At 57.4% G+C, this 15,615-nt stretch carries 15 protein-coding genes; 10 read left to right on the plus strand and 5 right to left on the minus strand.

What is annotated here, in order from left to right; translation table 11 throughout:
• Positions 1 to 5 precede the first annotated feature (5 nt).
• Positions 6 to 1,862 (minus strand): bifunctional 2',3'-cyclic-nucleotide 2'-phosphodiesterase/3'-nucleotidase, encoded by a 1,857-nt coding sequence (locus tag R6T97_RS10055; RefSeq protein WP_410349160.1) that lies wholly within the window; start codon positions 1,860 to 1,862, stop codon positions 6 to 8.
• A gap of 90 nt (positions 1,863 to 1,952) precedes the next feature.
• Here R6T97_RS10055 and nudC point away from each other — a divergent pair, with 90 nt between their 5' ends.
• Both nudC and R6T97_RS10065 read left to right on the plus strand, forming a co-directional pair.
• Positions 1,953 to 2,900, plus strand: a complete 948-nt coding sequence (nudC, locus tag R6T97_RS10060) for an NAD(+) diphosphatase (protein ID WP_410349161.1) — start codon at positions 1,953 to 1,955, stop codon at positions 2,898 to 2,900.
• Between the two features lie 22 nt (positions 2,901 to 2,922).
• Positions 2,923 to 3,387 (plus strand): SRPBCC family protein, encoded by a 465-nt coding sequence (locus R6T97_RS10065; RefSeq protein ID WP_410349162.1) that lies wholly within the window; start codon positions 2,923 to 2,925, stop codon positions 3,385 to 3,387.
• 9 nt (positions 3,388 to 3,396) lie between these two features.
• Here the strand turns inward: R6T97_RS10065 and R6T97_RS10070 are convergent, their stop codons facing one another.
• On the minus strand, positions 3,397 to 3,942 hold the full coding sequence (locus R6T97_RS10070) for an amino acid synthesis family protein (protein ID WP_410349163.1): 546 nt from the start codon (positions 3,940 to 3,942) through the stop codon (positions 3,397 to 3,399).
• Between the two features lie 3 nt (positions 3,943 to 3,945).
• A complete protein-coding gene (locus R6T97_RS10075; protein WP_410349164.1) occupies positions 3,946 to 4,794 on the minus strand; it encodes a prephenate dehydratase in 849 nt (282 codons plus the stop codon).
• Positions 4,795 to 4,914: 120 nt separating this feature from the next.
• On the opposite strand from R6T97_RS10075, the gene R6T97_RS10080 reads away from it, so the two are divergent.
• The 5 genes from R6T97_RS10080 (at position 4,915) to R6T97_RS10100 (ending at position 11,379) form a co-directional block, all read left to right on the plus strand.
• Complete coding sequence (locus R6T97_RS10080; RefSeq protein ID WP_410349165.1) at positions 4,915 to 5,427, plus strand: c-type cytochrome; 513 nt, start codon at positions 4,915 to 4,917, stop codon at positions 5,425 to 5,427.
• 164 nt (positions 5,428 to 5,591) lie between these two features.
• Positions 5,592 to 7,511 carry an extracellular solute-binding protein gene (locus R6T97_RS10085; RefSeq protein ID WP_410349166.1) on the plus strand — a complete coding sequence of 640 codons (1,920 nt, stop codon included), beginning with the start codon at positions 5,592 to 5,594 and terminating at the stop codon, positions 7,509 to 7,511.
• 9 nt (positions 7,512 to 7,520) lie between these two features.
• A complete protein-coding gene (locus R6T97_RS10090) occupies positions 7,521 to 8,594 on the plus strand; it encodes a microcin C ABC transporter permease YejB (RefSeq protein WP_410349167.1) in 1,074 nt (357 codons plus the stop codon).
• Complete coding sequence (locus R6T97_RS10095; RefSeq protein ID WP_410349168.1) at positions 8,594 to 9,784, plus strand: ABC transporter permease; 1,191 nt, start codon at positions 8,594 to 8,596, stop codon at positions 9,782 to 9,784. Before R6T97_RS10090 ends, R6T97_RS10095 begins: the two co-directional genes overlap by 1 nt.
• Positions 9,781 to 11,379, plus strand: a complete 1,599-nt coding sequence (locus R6T97_RS10100) for an ABC transporter ATP-binding protein (protein ID WP_410349169.1) — start codon at positions 9,781 to 9,783, stop codon at positions 11,377 to 11,379. The genes R6T97_RS10095 and R6T97_RS10100 overlap by 4 nt, the downstream gene beginning before the upstream one ends.
• 14 nt (positions 11,380 to 11,393) lie before the next feature.
• On the opposite strand, the gene R6T97_RS10105 is transcribed toward R6T97_RS10100, so the two are convergent.
• On the minus strand, positions 11,394 to 12,812 hold the full coding sequence (locus R6T97_RS10105; RefSeq protein ID WP_410349174.1) for a serine hydrolase: 1,419 nt from the start codon (positions 12,810 to 12,812) through the stop codon (positions 11,394 to 11,396).
• A gap of 336 nt (positions 12,813 to 13,148) precedes the next feature.
• Here R6T97_RS10105 and clpS point away from each other — a divergent pair, with 336 nt between their 5' ends.
• From clpS to R6T97_RS10120, 3 genes are read left to right on the plus strand one after another with little or no spacing between them, the layout of a single operon-like run.
• Positions 13,149 to 13,490 carry an ATP-dependent Clp protease adapter ClpS gene (clpS, locus tag R6T97_RS10110; RefSeq protein WP_410349170.1) on the plus strand — a complete coding sequence of 114 codons (342 nt, stop codon included), beginning with the start codon at positions 13,149 to 13,151 and terminating at the stop codon, positions 13,488 to 13,490.
• A gap of 24 nt (positions 13,491 to 13,514) precedes the next feature.
• Entirely contained in the window at positions 13,515 to 14,483 is a 969-nt protein-coding gene (locus R6T97_RS10115; RefSeq protein ID WP_410349171.1) for a class I SAM-dependent methyltransferase, read from the plus strand.
• 21 nt (positions 14,484 to 14,504) lie between these two features.
• Positions 14,505 to 15,308 (plus strand): SDR family NAD(P)-dependent oxidoreductase, encoded by an 804-nt coding sequence (locus R6T97_RS10120; protein WP_410349172.1) that lies wholly within the window; start codon positions 14,505 to 14,507, stop codon positions 15,306 to 15,308.
• Here R6T97_RS10120 and R6T97_RS10125 read toward each other — a convergent pair.
• Positions 15,309 to 15,615, minus strand: a 307-nt coding sequence (locus tag R6T97_RS10125; RefSeq protein ID WP_410349173.1) for a hypothetical protein, incomplete at its 5' end; no start/stop codon positions are given.

Here is a 15,615-nt window from a genome sequence, read left to right on the forward strand (position 1 = left end):
AGATGTCAGAAACGGATCCGGTAGGCATCGAAACCATCCTTGCCGCGGCCTATGTGTTCGATCGGCCCGCTCATATGCTGCCGGGCTGCCGGGGCACTTGCAAAAACGGCTGTCGTTTGCGGAATCGGGGCAAAAGACCACGCAGGCTCGGCGGGCGTGTCGATTGTGCCGGTTTCCGCGAGGTGTTGGATCAGGTGCTGGCGCAGGGATTGCTTGGATCTGTACACGATGTCCGCTGGCGTGATCACAGGGAAGCTACCACCGCCCTGTGCGCGAAAACTGCTGGCCGCGACGATGAAACAGTCCTCATCAGTGACACCTTTGCCTTTGTATGTGAGCGCTAAAACCCGTGTCGCTGCGGGGTCTATTTCGCGGCCTTTCGTATCGAAACGCGCTGGTTTTGCAAGGTCGATCTGATACGATAGCCCGAATATATTATCGCAATTGTAGCCTGCGCTTTGCGGATTGATCAGCCGTTGGTTCTGTTGGCCTTCCTGCATCTGGTTGTAATGGGCCGCAGACCGTTCCAGCCAGAGTCTGATCTGTTTGCCGGTGCGCCTGACGGCAAAGAGCGTGTCCGCAAAGGGAAAAATAGCCGCCGCATCCCGTAGGGTGATCGGGCCTGCCGGGATATCGATAAAATGCCCCAAGCTGCTGCGCCCGCCACAACGGAAGGGTGAGTTTGCCGCAAGGACCGGCAATTGTGCATAGGCGGTGCCGGCGAGCGCCTTTTCAAGGGATTGCTGCATTGCGCGGGCCAAGAGTTGTTGGCCGAGGTCCGGTTGGACGGTGGCGAAATAGCTGAAGATCGGTATGTCGGTCATCGCGACGGGTGCGCGCAATGTAGCGAGCGTGGCGCTATGCGGTTTGGCGACAAGGGCGCTCAATTTGTGGCGCAAAGTGCTGACCTCACCTTCGGGCCCTCGGGCTTTCTTAAGGTAGGTCTTGTGATTTGCGATCAGCCATCTGGCACCGTCCCATCGCAAGTCGAGATCAATGACACCCAGTGATTTGCCGCAGAACGTGGCCATGACCGCCGGTTTTCCGTGCAGGCGACCGCCTGTATAGTCTGCGTTGGCCGTATCCGGGATTGCAGGATCGGGAAATGCTGCGTGCGTGTGCCCCATGAGCAGAACGTCGATGCCATCGACCCCTGCAAGCGGGAGCGCCGCGTTTTCCATACGCGGAAGATGTTGTGCGGCACCGATGCCTGAATGGCACAGCGCGATGATCAGATCAGCCCCTGCGGCGCGCATTTCAGGTACGACATTCTGCGCGGCATCAACGATATCGAGAACCCTGATATCGAGATTATTCCCCTGATCATCCCAATCCGCGATTTGCGGGGGACCAAATCCTGTGATCCCGATTTTGATGGGGCGGTATTGTCCATCACGGCAACGAATTACCCGATCTTGGATGCAAAAGGGTTTGGCCAATGCGCGCCCTTTGCGGCACGTAATATTGGCACTGACAATCGCGAAATCGGCTTTCGACAGCGCGCCTTCAAGAACTTCACGCCCATAGTCGAATTCGTGGTTGCCAAGGTTGAAGGCATCATACCCTAGCAGATTGAGAGCTGCGATCATCGGATGTGTTTGCCCCGGCCTCCAATGCTCTGCGATATGATCGGCCAGCGGGTTCCCCTGGATCAAGTCACCGTTGTCGCAAAGAAGAGTGGAGACCCCTTTTTCACCCCTCAACGCCGTAATCTGATCCGCAAGGCCGATCAGACCGATACTGGTGTCGGTACGATCCGCGAAGTAATCGTAATCCAGCAGCTGCGCGTGCAGATCCGTCGTCTCGATCACGCGTAACGTGCCTGTTGAATCACTTGAACTTGATGAACTCACTGCCTGCATTTTGCAACCTTAGCGTGAATAAAGTTGGGCCGCTACGCCATATTTCCGGAAAAAATTGCACTTAGGCGGCGTCCATGGCATTTCGGCGCGATGAAGGATGCAGAGACAGTAACATTCGGTGGTTCAGGGCTTGATCGCGCGGCAGAAATGCGTGGCCAGAGCGAGAGCCTAAAGACACACAAACAGGCGCACGCCGTGCTTTTGTGGCGCGGTAAACCAATGATTTCGGGCGATGAGTTGCTGCGCGTTCCGATGGACCATCCTGTCATGGATGATGCAGCACCTGCGATGATCTTTCTGGGGCGTGAGGACGGGGCGCCCGTGTTTGCCGCCGATTTTTCGCAATGGGAGCCTGCGGGACCGGAAGCGGAGACGCTTAACAGCTTTCTTGATCCGTCACTGCAACAGCACCCTGCGATTGCCGATGCGGCTTTTGCGGAACTCCGCGCTGTCATGACGCGCCTGTCGCCGCGTGATGCAGAGCTTGCCACGACTGCGAAGGCAGTCATGGAATGGCACCGTTCGCACCGATTTTGCGCGCGGTGTGGGGGCGAAAGCCAAATGACGATGGGCGGCTGGCAACGCGATTGCGCCGCGTGTGGCGGACATCATTTCCCGCGCACTGATCCTGTGGTCATCATGTTGATTACACATGGTAATTCTGTTCTTGTCGGGCGGTCGCCGGGATGGCCGGAAGGGATGTATTCGCTGCTGGCGGGGTTTGTCGAACCCGGTGAAACCATTGAAGCCGCCGTCCGCCGCGAGGTTTTCGAAGAAGCTGGTATTCGCGTGGGCGCGGTGTCTTATCTGTCCAGCCAGCCCTGGCCTTTTCCGGCATCGCTGATGTTGGGCTGTGCGGGGGATGCGCTGAATAAAGACCTCACAATTGATCCCGAAGAGATCGAAGACGCCATGTGGGTCACGCGCGAGGACATGGCGGATGCCTTTGTCGGAAACCACCCAAAACTACTGCCTGCCCGCAAAGGTGCGATTGCACATTTCCTGCTTGAGGCATGGCTGTCGGATCGGCTTGACTAGCCTGCAATAGGAACAAACACCCATGAAGCTGAGCACACGCGAAGATATCGAAGCACCCATTGCCTATGTACACGAGCAGGTCAGCGATTTTGCCAGTTATGAACGGCGCGCTTTGCGGCATGGCATCGACATCAGCCGCCGTGCCGAAGGCGACGCCGTGGTCGGAACGATATGGGATATCGCATTCGCGTTTCGGGGACGGGCGCGCAAGGTGCAGGCGGAACTGACCAAGCTGGAGCCGGAACAGGTGATCGAAATCGAATGCCAGTCTGATGGTCTGGTTGGAACGTCGCAGATCGAGCTTGTCGCCCTCTCAGCCACGCGCACGCGAATTATGGTGTCATTTGATCTGCGCGCAAAGACACTGACCGCCCGCGTGCTCCTGCAATCGCTCAAGTTGGCGCGGAGCACGATGCACAAGCGATTTCAGGCACGCGTGCTGGACTATGCCGAAAACGTCGAGGATGCCTACCGGCGCGGACTATAGTGGATCGTCTCAGGAAGGGCCGGGTCCTTTGCCCACGCGCGGATGAACACGAGAACCGTCGGACAGGCCGATACACAAGACGATTTCACCTGCGCGCGGGGCATCGGGCACGCAAAGGGTCATTGTGTCGATGTGGTCAAACGACCAAGGTTCGTCCTTATGGCCGAGTGGCAGATCAATCAGGCCGCCCAAGGCAACAACCTTGTGGTTGGAAGGCATCAAGGCCTTGCCACCGCCGATCGCGGCCCGTACCGGAGCGCCCAGCTTGGGGTGCAGAACTGCGGCACCATGTTCCATCGCGCCACTTGCACCGACCATCGCGGCTTTTCCATAACAAACCGGTGGACCGTCAAGCATTTTGACCAGCTCTTCGGTCAGGATCGGCCCCAACTCTTCGGCAATACCAAACAGGACGGACAGATCGTCTTTGGCAATGCCGGCAAGCGGGTTCTTGACGACGACCATTGCCGCGGCCCGCACGATTGGCGTGCAGGATTTTCCCATCTCGTCGGTCGTGATGATTTCTTTTGTAAACAGAGTTTTGCGAATGATCATGCCCTATTCCTCTGCGCTTTCATGTCGTCGTGCTGCGGCAGGATAAACGCCCATGACAAGCAGGTGGTCGGTAAAGTAGCCAAGTTCTTCCATTGCCAGTTTGACGTTGGAATCATCGGGGTGCCCTTCGATTTCCGCGTAGAACTGGGTTGCTCTGAAATCGCCGCCCACCATGTAGCTTTCAAGCTTGGTCATGTTGACGCCGTTTGTCGCAAAGCCCCCCATCGCCTTGTAAAGAGCTGCCGGAATGTTGCGCACCCGGAAAACAAAACTGGTCATCATGCCGGACGGACCCCGACGCGAATAGTCAGCTTCGCGGGCCATGATCAAAAAACGCGTGGTGTTGCGCGCGTGGTCCTCGATATGACGGGCAAGAACCTTAAGGCCGTAGATATCCGCCGCAAGTTCTGATGCGAGTGCGGCACTACTCGGATCATCACCCGAAGCCACTTCGCGCGCCGCGCGGGCGTTGTCGGAACTGGTGCGCGGCGTGATTGCATGTGCGCGCAGGAACACACCGCATTGCGGCAGAATGACGGGGTGGCCGTGTGCTTCTTTGATGTCGGACAGCACCGCGTCCTTTTTGCCCAGCAAGTTGATATGGACTCGCACGAATGTCTCATCCACGATGTGCAGGCCGCTTTCGGGCAAGAGGGAGTGGACGTCCGCAACCCGGCCATAGGTGGAATTCTCGACGGCAATCATGCCCAGATCGGCCGCGCCATTGCGCACGGCCTCGATTGCGGCTTCGAATGTAGGGCAGGGCAGAGGGTCGTAGGCGGGGCGCGCTGTCACGCATGCCTCGTGGCCATAGGCCCCCAATTCACCTTGGAATGCGATTTTTTGCGACATCACTGTGGCCTCCGTGTCGTCACCCGTAAAAAATGGGCGTTTGGTCGCGGCACTATACCTTGCAACCCGGTGTGGGAAGCGGGTACATAACCAAAAACTTTGAACTGAATGGAACGCGACATGTTCGACACAATGACAATGACCAAGGTTATCGGCGGTCTTTGCAGCACTTTGCTTATTTTCCTGCTTGGTGCTTGGCTTGCCGAAGAGATTTATCACGCTGGCGGTCATGGAGGTGAGCAGGCCTATGTGATCGAAGTCGAAGATGCCGAAGACCAGCCGGAAGAAGCTGTCGAAGAAGTGCCGTTCTCGGTTATATTTGCATCTGCAAGCGCGGAAGATGGTGAAGGCCTGTGGCGCGGCTGCCGGTCCTGTCACGCGCTTGAACCCGGGCAACACGGTACGGGCCCCGCCCTTTACGGTGTCGTGAACCGCCCTGTGCAGTACTATGATGATTTCAACTACTCCGGCGCATTGATCGAAGCTGCCGAAGTCTGGACACCCGAAGAATTGAACGCATTCATTGAAAACCCCCGCGGCTACGCCCCCGGTACGGCCATGAGCTATAACGGTATGCGCGATGTCGAGGATCGGGCGAACCTCATCGCTTATCTTGCGACGATTGGCGAATAAGCGCAGTTTCCGGATTTTGCAGCAAGGCCGTCCTCGGGGCGGCCTTTTTTTGTTCAATGTTACAGCCGATAAGCCGCGTGATCACGCAAACTCAACTTGAATGTTTGCCAAACAGAACATTTACTTCATGTAGAGTATTGATGACGCACAAACCGGAGATACGAATGCAAGAGCAAGTCCGATCCGTCGCAAAAGCAAAGTCCAACGACGCACCCGCGCGACAGTTGCAAACTTGGGCACTTGGGTCAGTCATCTGCATCGCGGCACTCTGGACAGCGTCGGCGGTCCTTGCGGATAGCCATGAGAACGTGACAGTCAGCCACGGGTATTCCAATTTCGGCGAATTGAAATATGGGCCGGATTCGGTTCTTGATTATGTGAACCCCGACGCGCCCAAGGGCGGCGAGTTCTCGCAGTGGGCGCAGGGCACGTTTGACAGCTTCAATATTTACACCCGCAAGGGCGTGCCGGCGGCGCTTGCCACGATCGGGTATGAGTCCATCCTGATCTCCACATTGGACGATCCCTATGGTGCCTATTGCTACCTTTGCGACACGCTGGAATATCCCGACAGTCGCGATTGGGTAATCTTCAACCTGCGCGATGACGTGACATTCTGGGACGGCACAACGATGACCGCCGAGGACATCAAATTCTCGTTCGAAATGCCGCTGGAGCAGGGGATTACCGAGTACCGCAGCGTCTATTCGCAATTCATCGATAGCGTTGAGGTGCTGGATACCCACCGCATCCGTTTCAACTTTACAGATCAGGCACCGCGCCGCGATGTCGTCACCTGGGCGGGTGGCACATCGGCGTGGTCAAGGGCCTGGTTCGAGGAAAATGCCGTAAGGCTGGATGAAACTGCGGATGCCCCCTTCATGGGCACGGGGCCTTACCAGTTGGAAGAGGTCGATATCGGGCGTCAGATCATCTATCGCTATGATCCTGATTGGTGGGGTGCCGACTTGCCCATCAATCAGGGCCGCAATAATTTCGAGAGCGTCCGCGTTGAATACTTTGCCGACAGTGGCGCGGCCTTCGAAGGTTTCAAATCTGGCGTCTATGCCTTCCGCAATGAAAACAGTTCGCTGCAATGGGCCACAGGCTATGACTTTCCCGCGCGCCAAAACGGGTGGGTCAAGGTCGAGGAGCTGCAGGACGGCGCGATCGGAACCGGACAGGGGTTCGTCTTCAATCTGAACCAGACAAAATTTCAGGATCAGCGCGTGCGTCAGGCCATCACCTTGATGGTGAACTTTGAATGGATGAACGCGTCCTTGTTTTATGGCCTTTACGAGCGTCCAGAGTCGTTCTGGGACAACTCCGACCTCAAGGCCGTCGGCGTGCCATCGCCCGAAGAGATCGCGATTCTGCAGCCCTTGGTCGACGAGGGGCTTTTGAATGCCGCGATCCTGATCGAAGAGGCAGTTCTGCCGCCCGCGTCGACCACATCAGATCGTCCGCTTGACCGCCGACAACTGCGTGCGGCATCGGCATTGCTTGATGAGGCGGGCTGGATTGCGGGCGAAGACGGGATGCGCCGCAAGGACGGCCAGTTGCTTGAGGTGAGTTTCCTTGAGCGGTCTCCCCAGTTCGACCGCATCATCAATCCGATCGTTGAAAACCTCAAGCGCCTTGGCGTGGATGCAAAGCTGGAGCGGGTGGATACCGCGCAGTTTATCGAGCGTCGCCGCACGGGTGCTTTTGACATTGTAAATGCCTCGCTCGGGCAGGGATACGAGCCGGGACAGCAACTTGCCCAGTTCTTTGGGTCTGAGGCTGCAGAGGACAGTTCCCGCAATCCAATGCGTCTGAAATCCCCCGCAGTTGACCGTTTGATTGATGATATTGTGGTCGCCGAAACACTTGAAGATCTAAAGATTCGCACCCGCGCGCTGGACCGTGTGCTGCGGGCCGAAAGATTCTGGATCCCGCAGTGGCAGAAGGGTGTCCACACGGTCGCATACTATGACATGTACCGGTTCGCCGAAATTCCGCCGCTGGCGTTGTCGCCTCTCGACAACTGGTGGTATGACGCTGAAACAGCCGAGGCGCTTCGCGCCGCCGGTGCGTTCCAATAGGGCACTGAAGTGGGCGCATATATCCTCAGGCGTTTGTTGCTTGTAATCCCCACCTTGCTGGGGATCATGATCATCAACTTTTCTCTCACGCAATTCGTACCGGGCGGGCCGATCGAACAGATTTTGGCCGAGCTTGAGGGCGGAGGTGATGTGTTTGAAGGCATCTCCGGCGGCGGCAGCGAATTGGTCGATGGCGGGGATAGCGATTATATCGGAGGGCGCGGTTTGCCTGCCGATTTCATCGCTGATCTTGAGCGCGAGTTCGGCTTTGACAAGCCGCCACTTGAACGCTTCCTGAACATGATGTGGAACTATATGCGCTTCGATTTCGGCGAGAGCTACTTCCGCTCTATCAGCGTGTTCGATCTGGTGATTGAAAAGATGCCGGTGTCGATTACGCTGGGCCTGTGGTCTACGTTGATCGCCTATCTGATTTCGATTCCGCTGGGCATCAAGAAGGCCGTCAAAGACGGGACGCCCTTTGATACGTGGACATCCGGCGCGATCATCGTGGGCTATGCGATCCCGGGATTTTTGTTCGCCATCCTGCTGATCGTGCTTTTTGCCGGTGGGTCCTATTTCCGGCTGTTCCCACTGCGCGGTCTGACTTCTGCCAATTTCGAAGAGCTGTCGATGATCGGCAAGGTCCTCGATTACTTCTGGCACATCACGCTGCCGGTGCTCGCATCCACGATTTCGGCCTTTGCGACATTGACCTTGCTCACCAAGAACAGCTTTCTGGACGAAATCAAAAAACAGTACGTGATCACGGCGCGCGCCAAGGGGCTGTCGGAACGGCGGGTCTTGTATGGTCATGTTTTCCGCAATGGGATGTTGATCGTGATCTCGGGATTTCCGGCGCTTTTTATCGGCGTATTCTTTGGCGGTTCGCTCATTATCGAAACGCTGTTCTCGCTGGACGGGCTGGGGCGTCTGGGTTTCGAGGCGGCAGTGGCCCGCGACTATCCTGTCGTGTTTGGTACACTCTTCGCCTTTTCGCTGATCGGCCTTGTCGTGGGGATCATCACGGATTTGACCTATGTACTGATCGACCCGCGCATTGATTTCGAGGCGCGAAACTGATGGCCAAGCGTCCTTTCCTGTCACCGCTGAACCAGCGCCGCCTGCGCAACTTTCGCCGCAACACGCGCGCGTTCTGGTCGCTGGTGATCTTTGGTGTGCTCTTTGGCCTGTCGATCTTTGCGGAGTTCATCGCCAACGACAAACCCATCGCCGTCAGCTATCGCGGTGAGATCAGGATGCCGATTTTCAGCTTTTATTCAGAGCGCGATTTTGGCGGCGATTTTCCGACAGAGGCTGGCTATGGCGAACCAGAGGTGGATTGTCTGATTGTCACCGGTGGCCTTGAAGACTGTTTCGACAACCCAGAAGAGCTGATCGCAGCCGTCGATGCAGGCCAGACACTGGAAGGTGATTTTCAGGCCGGCTGGATGCTGTGGCCGGTCATTCCTTATTCTTACAACACCATCGTCGATGTGGCTGGTGTGGCACCTGCTCCACCCAGCCCGGAAAACTGGCTGGGCACGGACGATACCAAGCGCGACGTCACTGCCCGCGTAATCTATGGGTTCCGATTATCGGTGACTTTCGCGCTGACCGTCACGATAGCAGCCTCGATTATCGGGATCATGGCGGGGGCTGTGCAGGGGTATTTTGGCGGTTGGACCGATCTGATCTTCCAGCGCTTTATCGAGATATGGACAGGGATGCCGTCGCTTTACGTCATCATCATCGTCTTTGCGATACTGGGGCGCAGTTACTGGCTTCTTGTGTTCTTGACAGTGCTGTTCGGATGGCCCGCCCTTGTCGGGGTGGTCAGGGCAGAATTCCTGCGCGCCCGTAATCTGGAATATGTCCGTGCAGCCAAGGCGCTGGGCGTGCGCGACCGCACGATCATGTTCCGCCACATGTTGCCCAATGCGATGGTGGCGACGCTGACAATGCTGCCGTTTCTTGTAACCGGCGCGATTGGTGGCTTGGCTTCGCTTGATTTTCTGGGCTTCGGTCTGCCATCTTCGGCCCCGTCCTTGGGTGAGATGACATTGCAGGCCAAGCAAAACCTGCAAGCGCCTTGGCTCGGGTTCACCGCGTTCTTTACATTTGCGATTATGTTGTCGCTTCTGGTCTTTGTCTTTGAAGGGGTGCGCGACGCCTTTGATCCGCGAAAAACCTTTGTGGCGGACGGCAAGGTCATTGCAGATGAGACCGTGTTCGAGACCGAACCGCAGGCGACAGGAACCCATGGACGATGAGTATTCCGGTCCTTGATGTCCAGAATCTACGTGTCGCTTTCCGGCAGGATGGCGACACAATCCATGCCGTCAGGGGCGTGTCCTTTCAGGTGCAAAAGGGTGAAACTGTCGCTATCGTTGGTGAAAGCGGGTCCGGCAAATCTGTCACGGCGCTCTCGACGGTGCAGCTTTTGGGCGATAGCGCCGTCATGGCCGGTTCCATCAAATACGACGGCGAAGAGATGGTCGGCGCTGATGAAGCGGCCCTGCGCCGTGTGCGCGGCAATGACATCAGCTTTATCTTCCAAGAACCGATGACCTCGCTCAACCCGCTGCACACGCTGGAAAAGCAGTTGGCGGAAAGCATTGAGCTGCATCAGGGTTTGCGGGGTGCAGCCGTGCGCGAACGTATCGTGCAACTGCTGAACCGCGTGGGTATCCGTGATGCGGAAAGCCGCCTTGGGGCATATCCCCACCAGCTTTCGGGTGGCCAGCGCCAACGCGTGATGATCGCGATGGCGTTGGCAAATGGCCCGGAACTGTTGATCGCGGACGAACCGACGACCGCATTGGACGTGACAATTCAGGCGCAAATTCTGGATCTGCTGGCGGACCTGAAACGCGATGAGGGCATGTCGATGCTCTTCATCACGCATGACCTGACGATTGTGCGCAAAATTGCGGATCGGGTGTGTGTGATGAAGGATGGTTTGATTGTAGAGTCGGGGCCGACGGCTGCATTGTTCAAGAACCCGAAGCACCCCTATACCCAGATGCTTCTGGCGGCGGAATCAACCGGTGTGCCTGTGCCTGTACAAGCTGACGCACCTGTTGTCCTGGAAACTGAAGGTGCAAAGATCTGGTTCCCGATTCATCGTGGGCTGCTCAAGCGGACCGTGGGCTATGTAAAGGCGGTCAACGACGCGACACTGACGGTACATGCAGGCGAAACGCTCGGCGTTGTGGGGGAAAGCGGCTCTGGCAAGACGACCCTCGCGCTGGCCGTGATGCGGCTGATCAGGTCGGAAGGCCGGATTGCCTTTCAAGGTGTGGATATCCACCGTCTGAACCAACGGCAGATGCGTCCGCTGCGCAGTGACATGCAGATCGTGTTCCAAGACCCTTACGGCTCGCTCAGCCCGCGTATGACCGTGGCCGAGATTATCGCCGAAGGTCTGGGCGTGCATGGCGTTGCACCGGGGCGCGACCGCCGCGATATGGTGGCCGAGATCATGGGCGAGGTGGGGCTTGATCCGTCTTTGATGGATCGTTACCCGCACGAATTCTCCGGTGGCCAGCGCCAGCGCATTGCGATTGCACGTGCGATGATCCTGCGGCCCAAACTGCTGATCCTCGATGAACCCACATCTGCGCTCGACATGACCGTGCAGGTCCAGATCGTACATTTGCTGCGCGAATTGCAGCAGAAGAACGGCTTGGCCTATTTGTTCATCAGCCACGATCTCAAGGTCGTGCGCGCGTTGTCACATAAGGTGATGGTAATGAAGCAGGGTGATGTGGTCGAGGCAGGCGATGCCGATGCAATCTTTGATGCGCCGCAAACGGAATATACCCGTGCGCTGATGGCGGCGGCGTTCGCAGGCAAAGTGGCCTAAAGCGGCCGTGCCGTTTACCCGTCAGCACCGATCATGAAGCAGGTTGTACCGCGAGCCTGTAGCCGCCGACAGGCCAGATCGGCCCCTTCGCGTGTCAATCCCATGAAATTTGCGTCAAACCCGCCTGAACGTTGCATGACGCGACGAAGTGACCCGTCAAGCGTGCTCATCTCGTTCAAGGCAACCTGCAGCAAGACCCGTTCGGCATCGTAGCGCGTATTGTAGCGCCCGACGTTGACCCCCCAGTGCCGTCCGCCCGAGGTGGAGATACGGGTGACGACTTCGGGGCCTGTATCCGCTGTTGTGGTTTGCGGGGTGAGTGCGGCGACCTGCGTTTCGGTCGTTGGACGCGGGACGGGTGTGACGGCAGGCGCCTCTGTTGCTGCCACTTGGGTGGGTACAGGTTTCGGGGTTACCGCCCCGACTGCCTCAGCGATGGCGGTGTTCACGGAATCGGCGATGACCGCATTGATCACATCGGTATCGACTGCTGCAACAAGGATCTCTTCCTGAGCGGGCGCTTCTGTTGGCCGCGCGGTGGGGCGAATGCTCCGCGTAATCAGGCCGCTGACACGGACGATCTTGCCGGCGTTGACTTGCCCGCTGTCGTTCGAGCTTGTCAGCATGGCAGCAGGTGGGTTGGGGCGGCGGATCGTGGCGCGCGAAGGGGCGCGGTTGAAGCCCATTTCCATCAGTTCGGTGATCCGCGCATTGCGTGCCGAGGTGGATGACCCGCCAAAGACAGTCGCAATGACACGTTCCTGCCCGCGCTGGGCAGAAGCGACAAGATTGAAACCCGCAGCCCGTGTGTAGCCGGTCTTGATGCCGTCACCACCTGCATAGCTATCCAGCCAGCGGCGGTTTGTATGGCGCACAGTCGCGATACCGGCATCGGCCGAACGGCGCGAGAACAGGTTATAATACTGCGGAAAGTCATAGATCACATGGCGACCCAGTAGCGTCATATCACGGGCAGTCGACAGGTGCCCTGATTGCGTCAGGCCGTTTGCATTGCGGAAATTCGTGTTGCGCATGCCCATCGCTCTGGCGGTCCGGTTCATGCGTGTGGCGAAGGCTTCTTCTGATCCCGAAATTGCTTCGCCAATCGCTGTTGCGGCATCGTTGGCAGATTTCACGGCGGCGGCACGCAAAAGAAAACGCAGGCGAATGGTCTGCCCAGAGCGCAAACCCAGTTTCGAAGGGGGTTCGGATGCGGCATTGCTGCTGATGCGCACAGGTGTATCCAGCGTGATCTCGCCGCGTTCGATGGCCTGAAACGCCACATAGAGCGTCATCATCTTGGTCAGCGATGCTGGATGCAACTGGGTGTCGGCATTGCGCGAATGCAAGACCTCGCCGGTGCGCGCATCCATGACCATCGCGGCATAGGGTGCCGCTGTCGCGCGCGCAGATGCGAGCGACATGGATACCATAAGTAAACATAGAAATAGCCCGCTGAGGGCCCGGTGTCCCAGACGACTTGTCACGTCGCTTGCCTCTTTTTCTGCCTCGATGACCCCGAATTTTTCCGGTGGCCTTATTCTTGTTGAAGACGCTAGCATAAGTCCGGTTTTCGGAAAATACCCTAAATTCAAAGACTTTCGCAGGGTTTATCGTGCATTCAATCTATATGTTGTTAGGGTCGGTGGTATAGCCCCAAGATAGGTGAAACTGTGCTGTGTCGCGCCCAATTCCCGTTTGTGTTTTGATGGGGTTTTCATGTGTACTGTGTGCCTTATATATAACAGCAACCCAACAAGGCGTTCGACATGCTAGCAGAGTTTTACATGATGGCCGAGAAAGAGGGCGATGACGACGGCAGTGTCGGCGTTGCGCTTGAGACAAAGCCAAAGACAAAGCGCCCGCCGATGTATAAGGTTCTGATCCTGAACGATGATTTTACGCCGATGGAATTCGTCGTGCATGTGCTGGAAAGGTTTTTTGGCCTGTCCCATGCCCAAGCGTTCGAGTTGATGCTGACAGTTCACAAGAAGGGCGTCGCGGTTGTCGGCGTTTTCAGTCACGAGATTGCCGAGACGAAAGTTGCTCAAGTCATGGATTTTGCACAGCGTCATCAGCACCCTCTCCAATGCACGATGGAGAAAGAATAGCGCGCCGTCGCTGTTCGCCCCCTGATGTCCCAATCCCGCCTAAGCACCGCCCTTCAAGACGGCATGATTGCGTTGCCTGTCGGCAACATTGCCATAATGCGTCCTCCGGCAACATATGATGTTGCGGCACTGCCGCGCGGTGAAGTGCAGATCGTTCATGGGTTTTTTCCGGACTATGCGGCGTGGGAAGGGGCGGGTTATCCGGTAACTCAGGATTTGGCCCGTGTCTGTGTTGCCATCGTGGTTGTTCCCCGCGCCAAGGCGCTGGCCCGCGCGATGGTGGCAGAGGCATGTGCCAAGGCTGATCTGGTGATTGTTGATGGCCAAAAGACCGATGGTGTCGATAGTCTCTTCAAGTCATGCCGCAAAGTTCTTGGTGACCTGCCATCTCTGACAAAAGGGCATGGGCGGATATTCTGGTTCGCAGCCACGGACGCTTTTGCGGATTGGGCCACCCCGCCGCCAGCTAAGGGGCCGCATGGTTATTACACAACGGCAGGTGTCTTTTCAGACGGTGCGGTAGACGCCGGATCGGCGCTGCTTGCAGAGCTTCTGCCCGCCAAATTGCCAGCGCGCATGGCTGATCTGGGGGCCGGATGGGGATATCTGGCCGCGCCGGTTCTGGCCCGCACCGGCGTCAAATCACTGGATCTGATCGAGGCAGAGGCGCTGTCGCTTGCCTGTGCCAGATTAAACGTGGACGATACTCGTGTGTCGTTTGTCTGGGGTGATGCGACCCGCCATGAGGCGGCAGCATACGATGGGATTGTCATGAACCCGCCGTTTCATGCTGGCCGCGCCTCTGATCCCGGTTTGGGCCGGATATTCATTCAGGCGGCTGCTCGCCTGCTTGCCCCCCATGGAAAGCTGTGGATGGTGGCAAACCGCCATTTGCCCTATGAGGCGACACTCACCGAATGTTTCCGCAATGTGGATGTGATCGGTGGCAATGGTGCGTTCAAGGTGTTTCATGCCAACCGGCCGCAACGCTGATCGGCGCAAGGGAGAGTTCTGATGTCATTTTCGATTTCCGGAAAGACTGCGATTGTCACAGGGGCCGCCAATGGTGTGGGCCTGGCTATCGGGCGGCATTTTGCGAAGATGGGTGCGAATGTTGTTTTCGCCGACATGGACGAAAAGACGTTGTGCCACGAGATTGGCGAGGAAGCGGGCAAGGAAGAGAACATCCGCATTTTCGCGGGTGATCTGCGCAAGAAGTTGACGATCGCAAACCTGCTGTCTGCGACCATTGATGCGTTCGAACGGGTGGATATTCTGGTGAATGCATCGCGACAGGTCATGGAAACGGATCCGCTGGATCCAGATGACAACTCGGTCGAAGAACTGCTTCAGCAAAATGCGATGACAGCACTCCGCGTCAGCCAAGCGGTCGCCCGCAGGATGATCAAGCAGGCAGAAGGCGAAGCGGGTGAGACTATCGGATCTATCGTCAACCTCAGCTCGATTGCGGCGCGTCGCACACATCCGGATTTGCTGGCCTATTCGGTCAGTTCCGCTGCGTCTGACCAGATGACGCGATCCTTGGCTGTGGCACTGGCACCGCACGGCATTCGCGTGAACGCGGTAGCCTTTGGCAGCGTGATGAGTGCCAGCTTGAAAGGCTCACTGAAGGATCACGACGACGTGCGCGATGCCATCGTCGACAGTACACCGCTGCACCGGATCGCGAGCCCCGGTGAAGTATCAGACGCGGTGCAGTATCTTGCATCCGACGCCTCTGCCTTTGTCACGGGACAGATCATCACCGTTGATGGCGGGCGTACCTTGATCGACCCCGCGGCGGTTTCCGCACACTGATTATTCAGGATAGATCGCGATACACTGCGCTATGGCCTGATTAGAGGCAGTCTGCATTTCCACAAGACGCTGCTCCAGCGACACCAGCTTTGCGCGTTCTGCATTCAGGTCGATGGCAACTGGAACCGTTCTTGTGAAGGTCTTTGTTTTCGGGCAGCGGAAACTAAAGACCTCGCCCTCCTCGTTGCGCGCTGTGCAGGTGTCGCTGATCGTGCGCACCACCTGCTCTTCTTCCAAGGCATATCCACGCGCCAGATTGCCCCGGGTTTCCTCGATGAGCGAACTCAGGACGCGAAGGTCGCGCGTT

The organism is Yoonia sp. (genome assembly GCF_046498525.1).
GTDB lineage: Bacteria > Pseudomonadota > Alphaproteobacteria > Rhodobacterales > Rhodobacteraceae > Yoonia.

What these genes read in the sequence shown, in the direction of transcription:
- nudC (WP_410349161.1), top strand. Translation starts at nt 1,953, where the DNA reads ATGAAGGATGCAGAGACAGTAACATTCGGTGGTTCAGGGCTTGATCGC.
- R6T97_RS10105 (WP_410349174.1), bottom strand. Translation starts at nt 12,812, where the DNA reads ATGGTATCCATGTCGCTCGCATCTGCGCGCGCGACAGCGGCACCCTAT.
- R6T97_RS10080 (WP_410349165.1), top strand. Translation starts at nt 4,915, where the DNA reads ATGTTCGACACAATGACAATGACCAAGGTTATCGGCGGTCTTTGCAGC.
- R6T97_RS10065 (WP_410349162.1), top strand. Translation starts at nt 2,923, where the DNA reads ATGAAGCTGAGCACACGCGAAGATATCGAAGCACCCATTGCCTATGTA.
- R6T97_RS10085 (WP_410349166.1), top strand. Translation starts at nt 5,592, where the DNA reads ATGCAAGAGCAAGTCCGATCCGTCGCAAAAGCAAAGTCCAACGACGCA.
- R6T97_RS10095 (WP_410349168.1), top strand. Translation starts at nt 8,594, where the DNA reads ATGGCCAAGCGTCCTTTCCTGTCACCGCTGAACCAGCGCCGCCTGCGC.
- R6T97_RS10070 (WP_410349163.1), bottom strand. Translation starts at nt 3,942, where the DNA reads ATGATCATTCGCAAAACTCTGTTTACAAAAGAAATCATCACGACCGAC.
- R6T97_RS10120 (WP_410349172.1), top strand. Translation starts at nt 14,505, where the DNA reads ATGTCATTTTCGATTTCCGGAAAGACTGCGATTGTCACAGGGGCCGCC.
- R6T97_RS10115 (WP_410349171.1), top strand. Translation starts at nt 13,515, where the DNA reads ATGTCCCAATCCCGCCTAAGCACCGCCCTTCAAGACGGCATGATTGCG.
- R6T97_RS10075 (WP_410349164.1), bottom strand. Translation starts at nt 4,794, where the DNA reads ATGTCGCAAAAAATCGCATTCCAAGGTGAATTGGGGGCCTATGGCCAC.
- clpS (WP_410349170.1), top strand. Translation starts at nt 13,149, where the DNA reads ATGCTAGCAGAGTTTTACATGATGGCCGAGAAAGAGGGCGATGACGAC.
- R6T97_RS10100 (WP_410349169.1), top strand. Translation starts at nt 9,781, where the DNA reads ATGAGTATTCCGGTCCTTGATGTCCAGAATCTACGTGTCGCTTTCCGG.
- R6T97_RS10055 (WP_410349160.1), bottom strand. Translation starts at nt 1,862, where the DNA reads ATGCAGGCAGTGAGTTCATCAAGTTCAAGTGATTCAACAGGCACGTTA.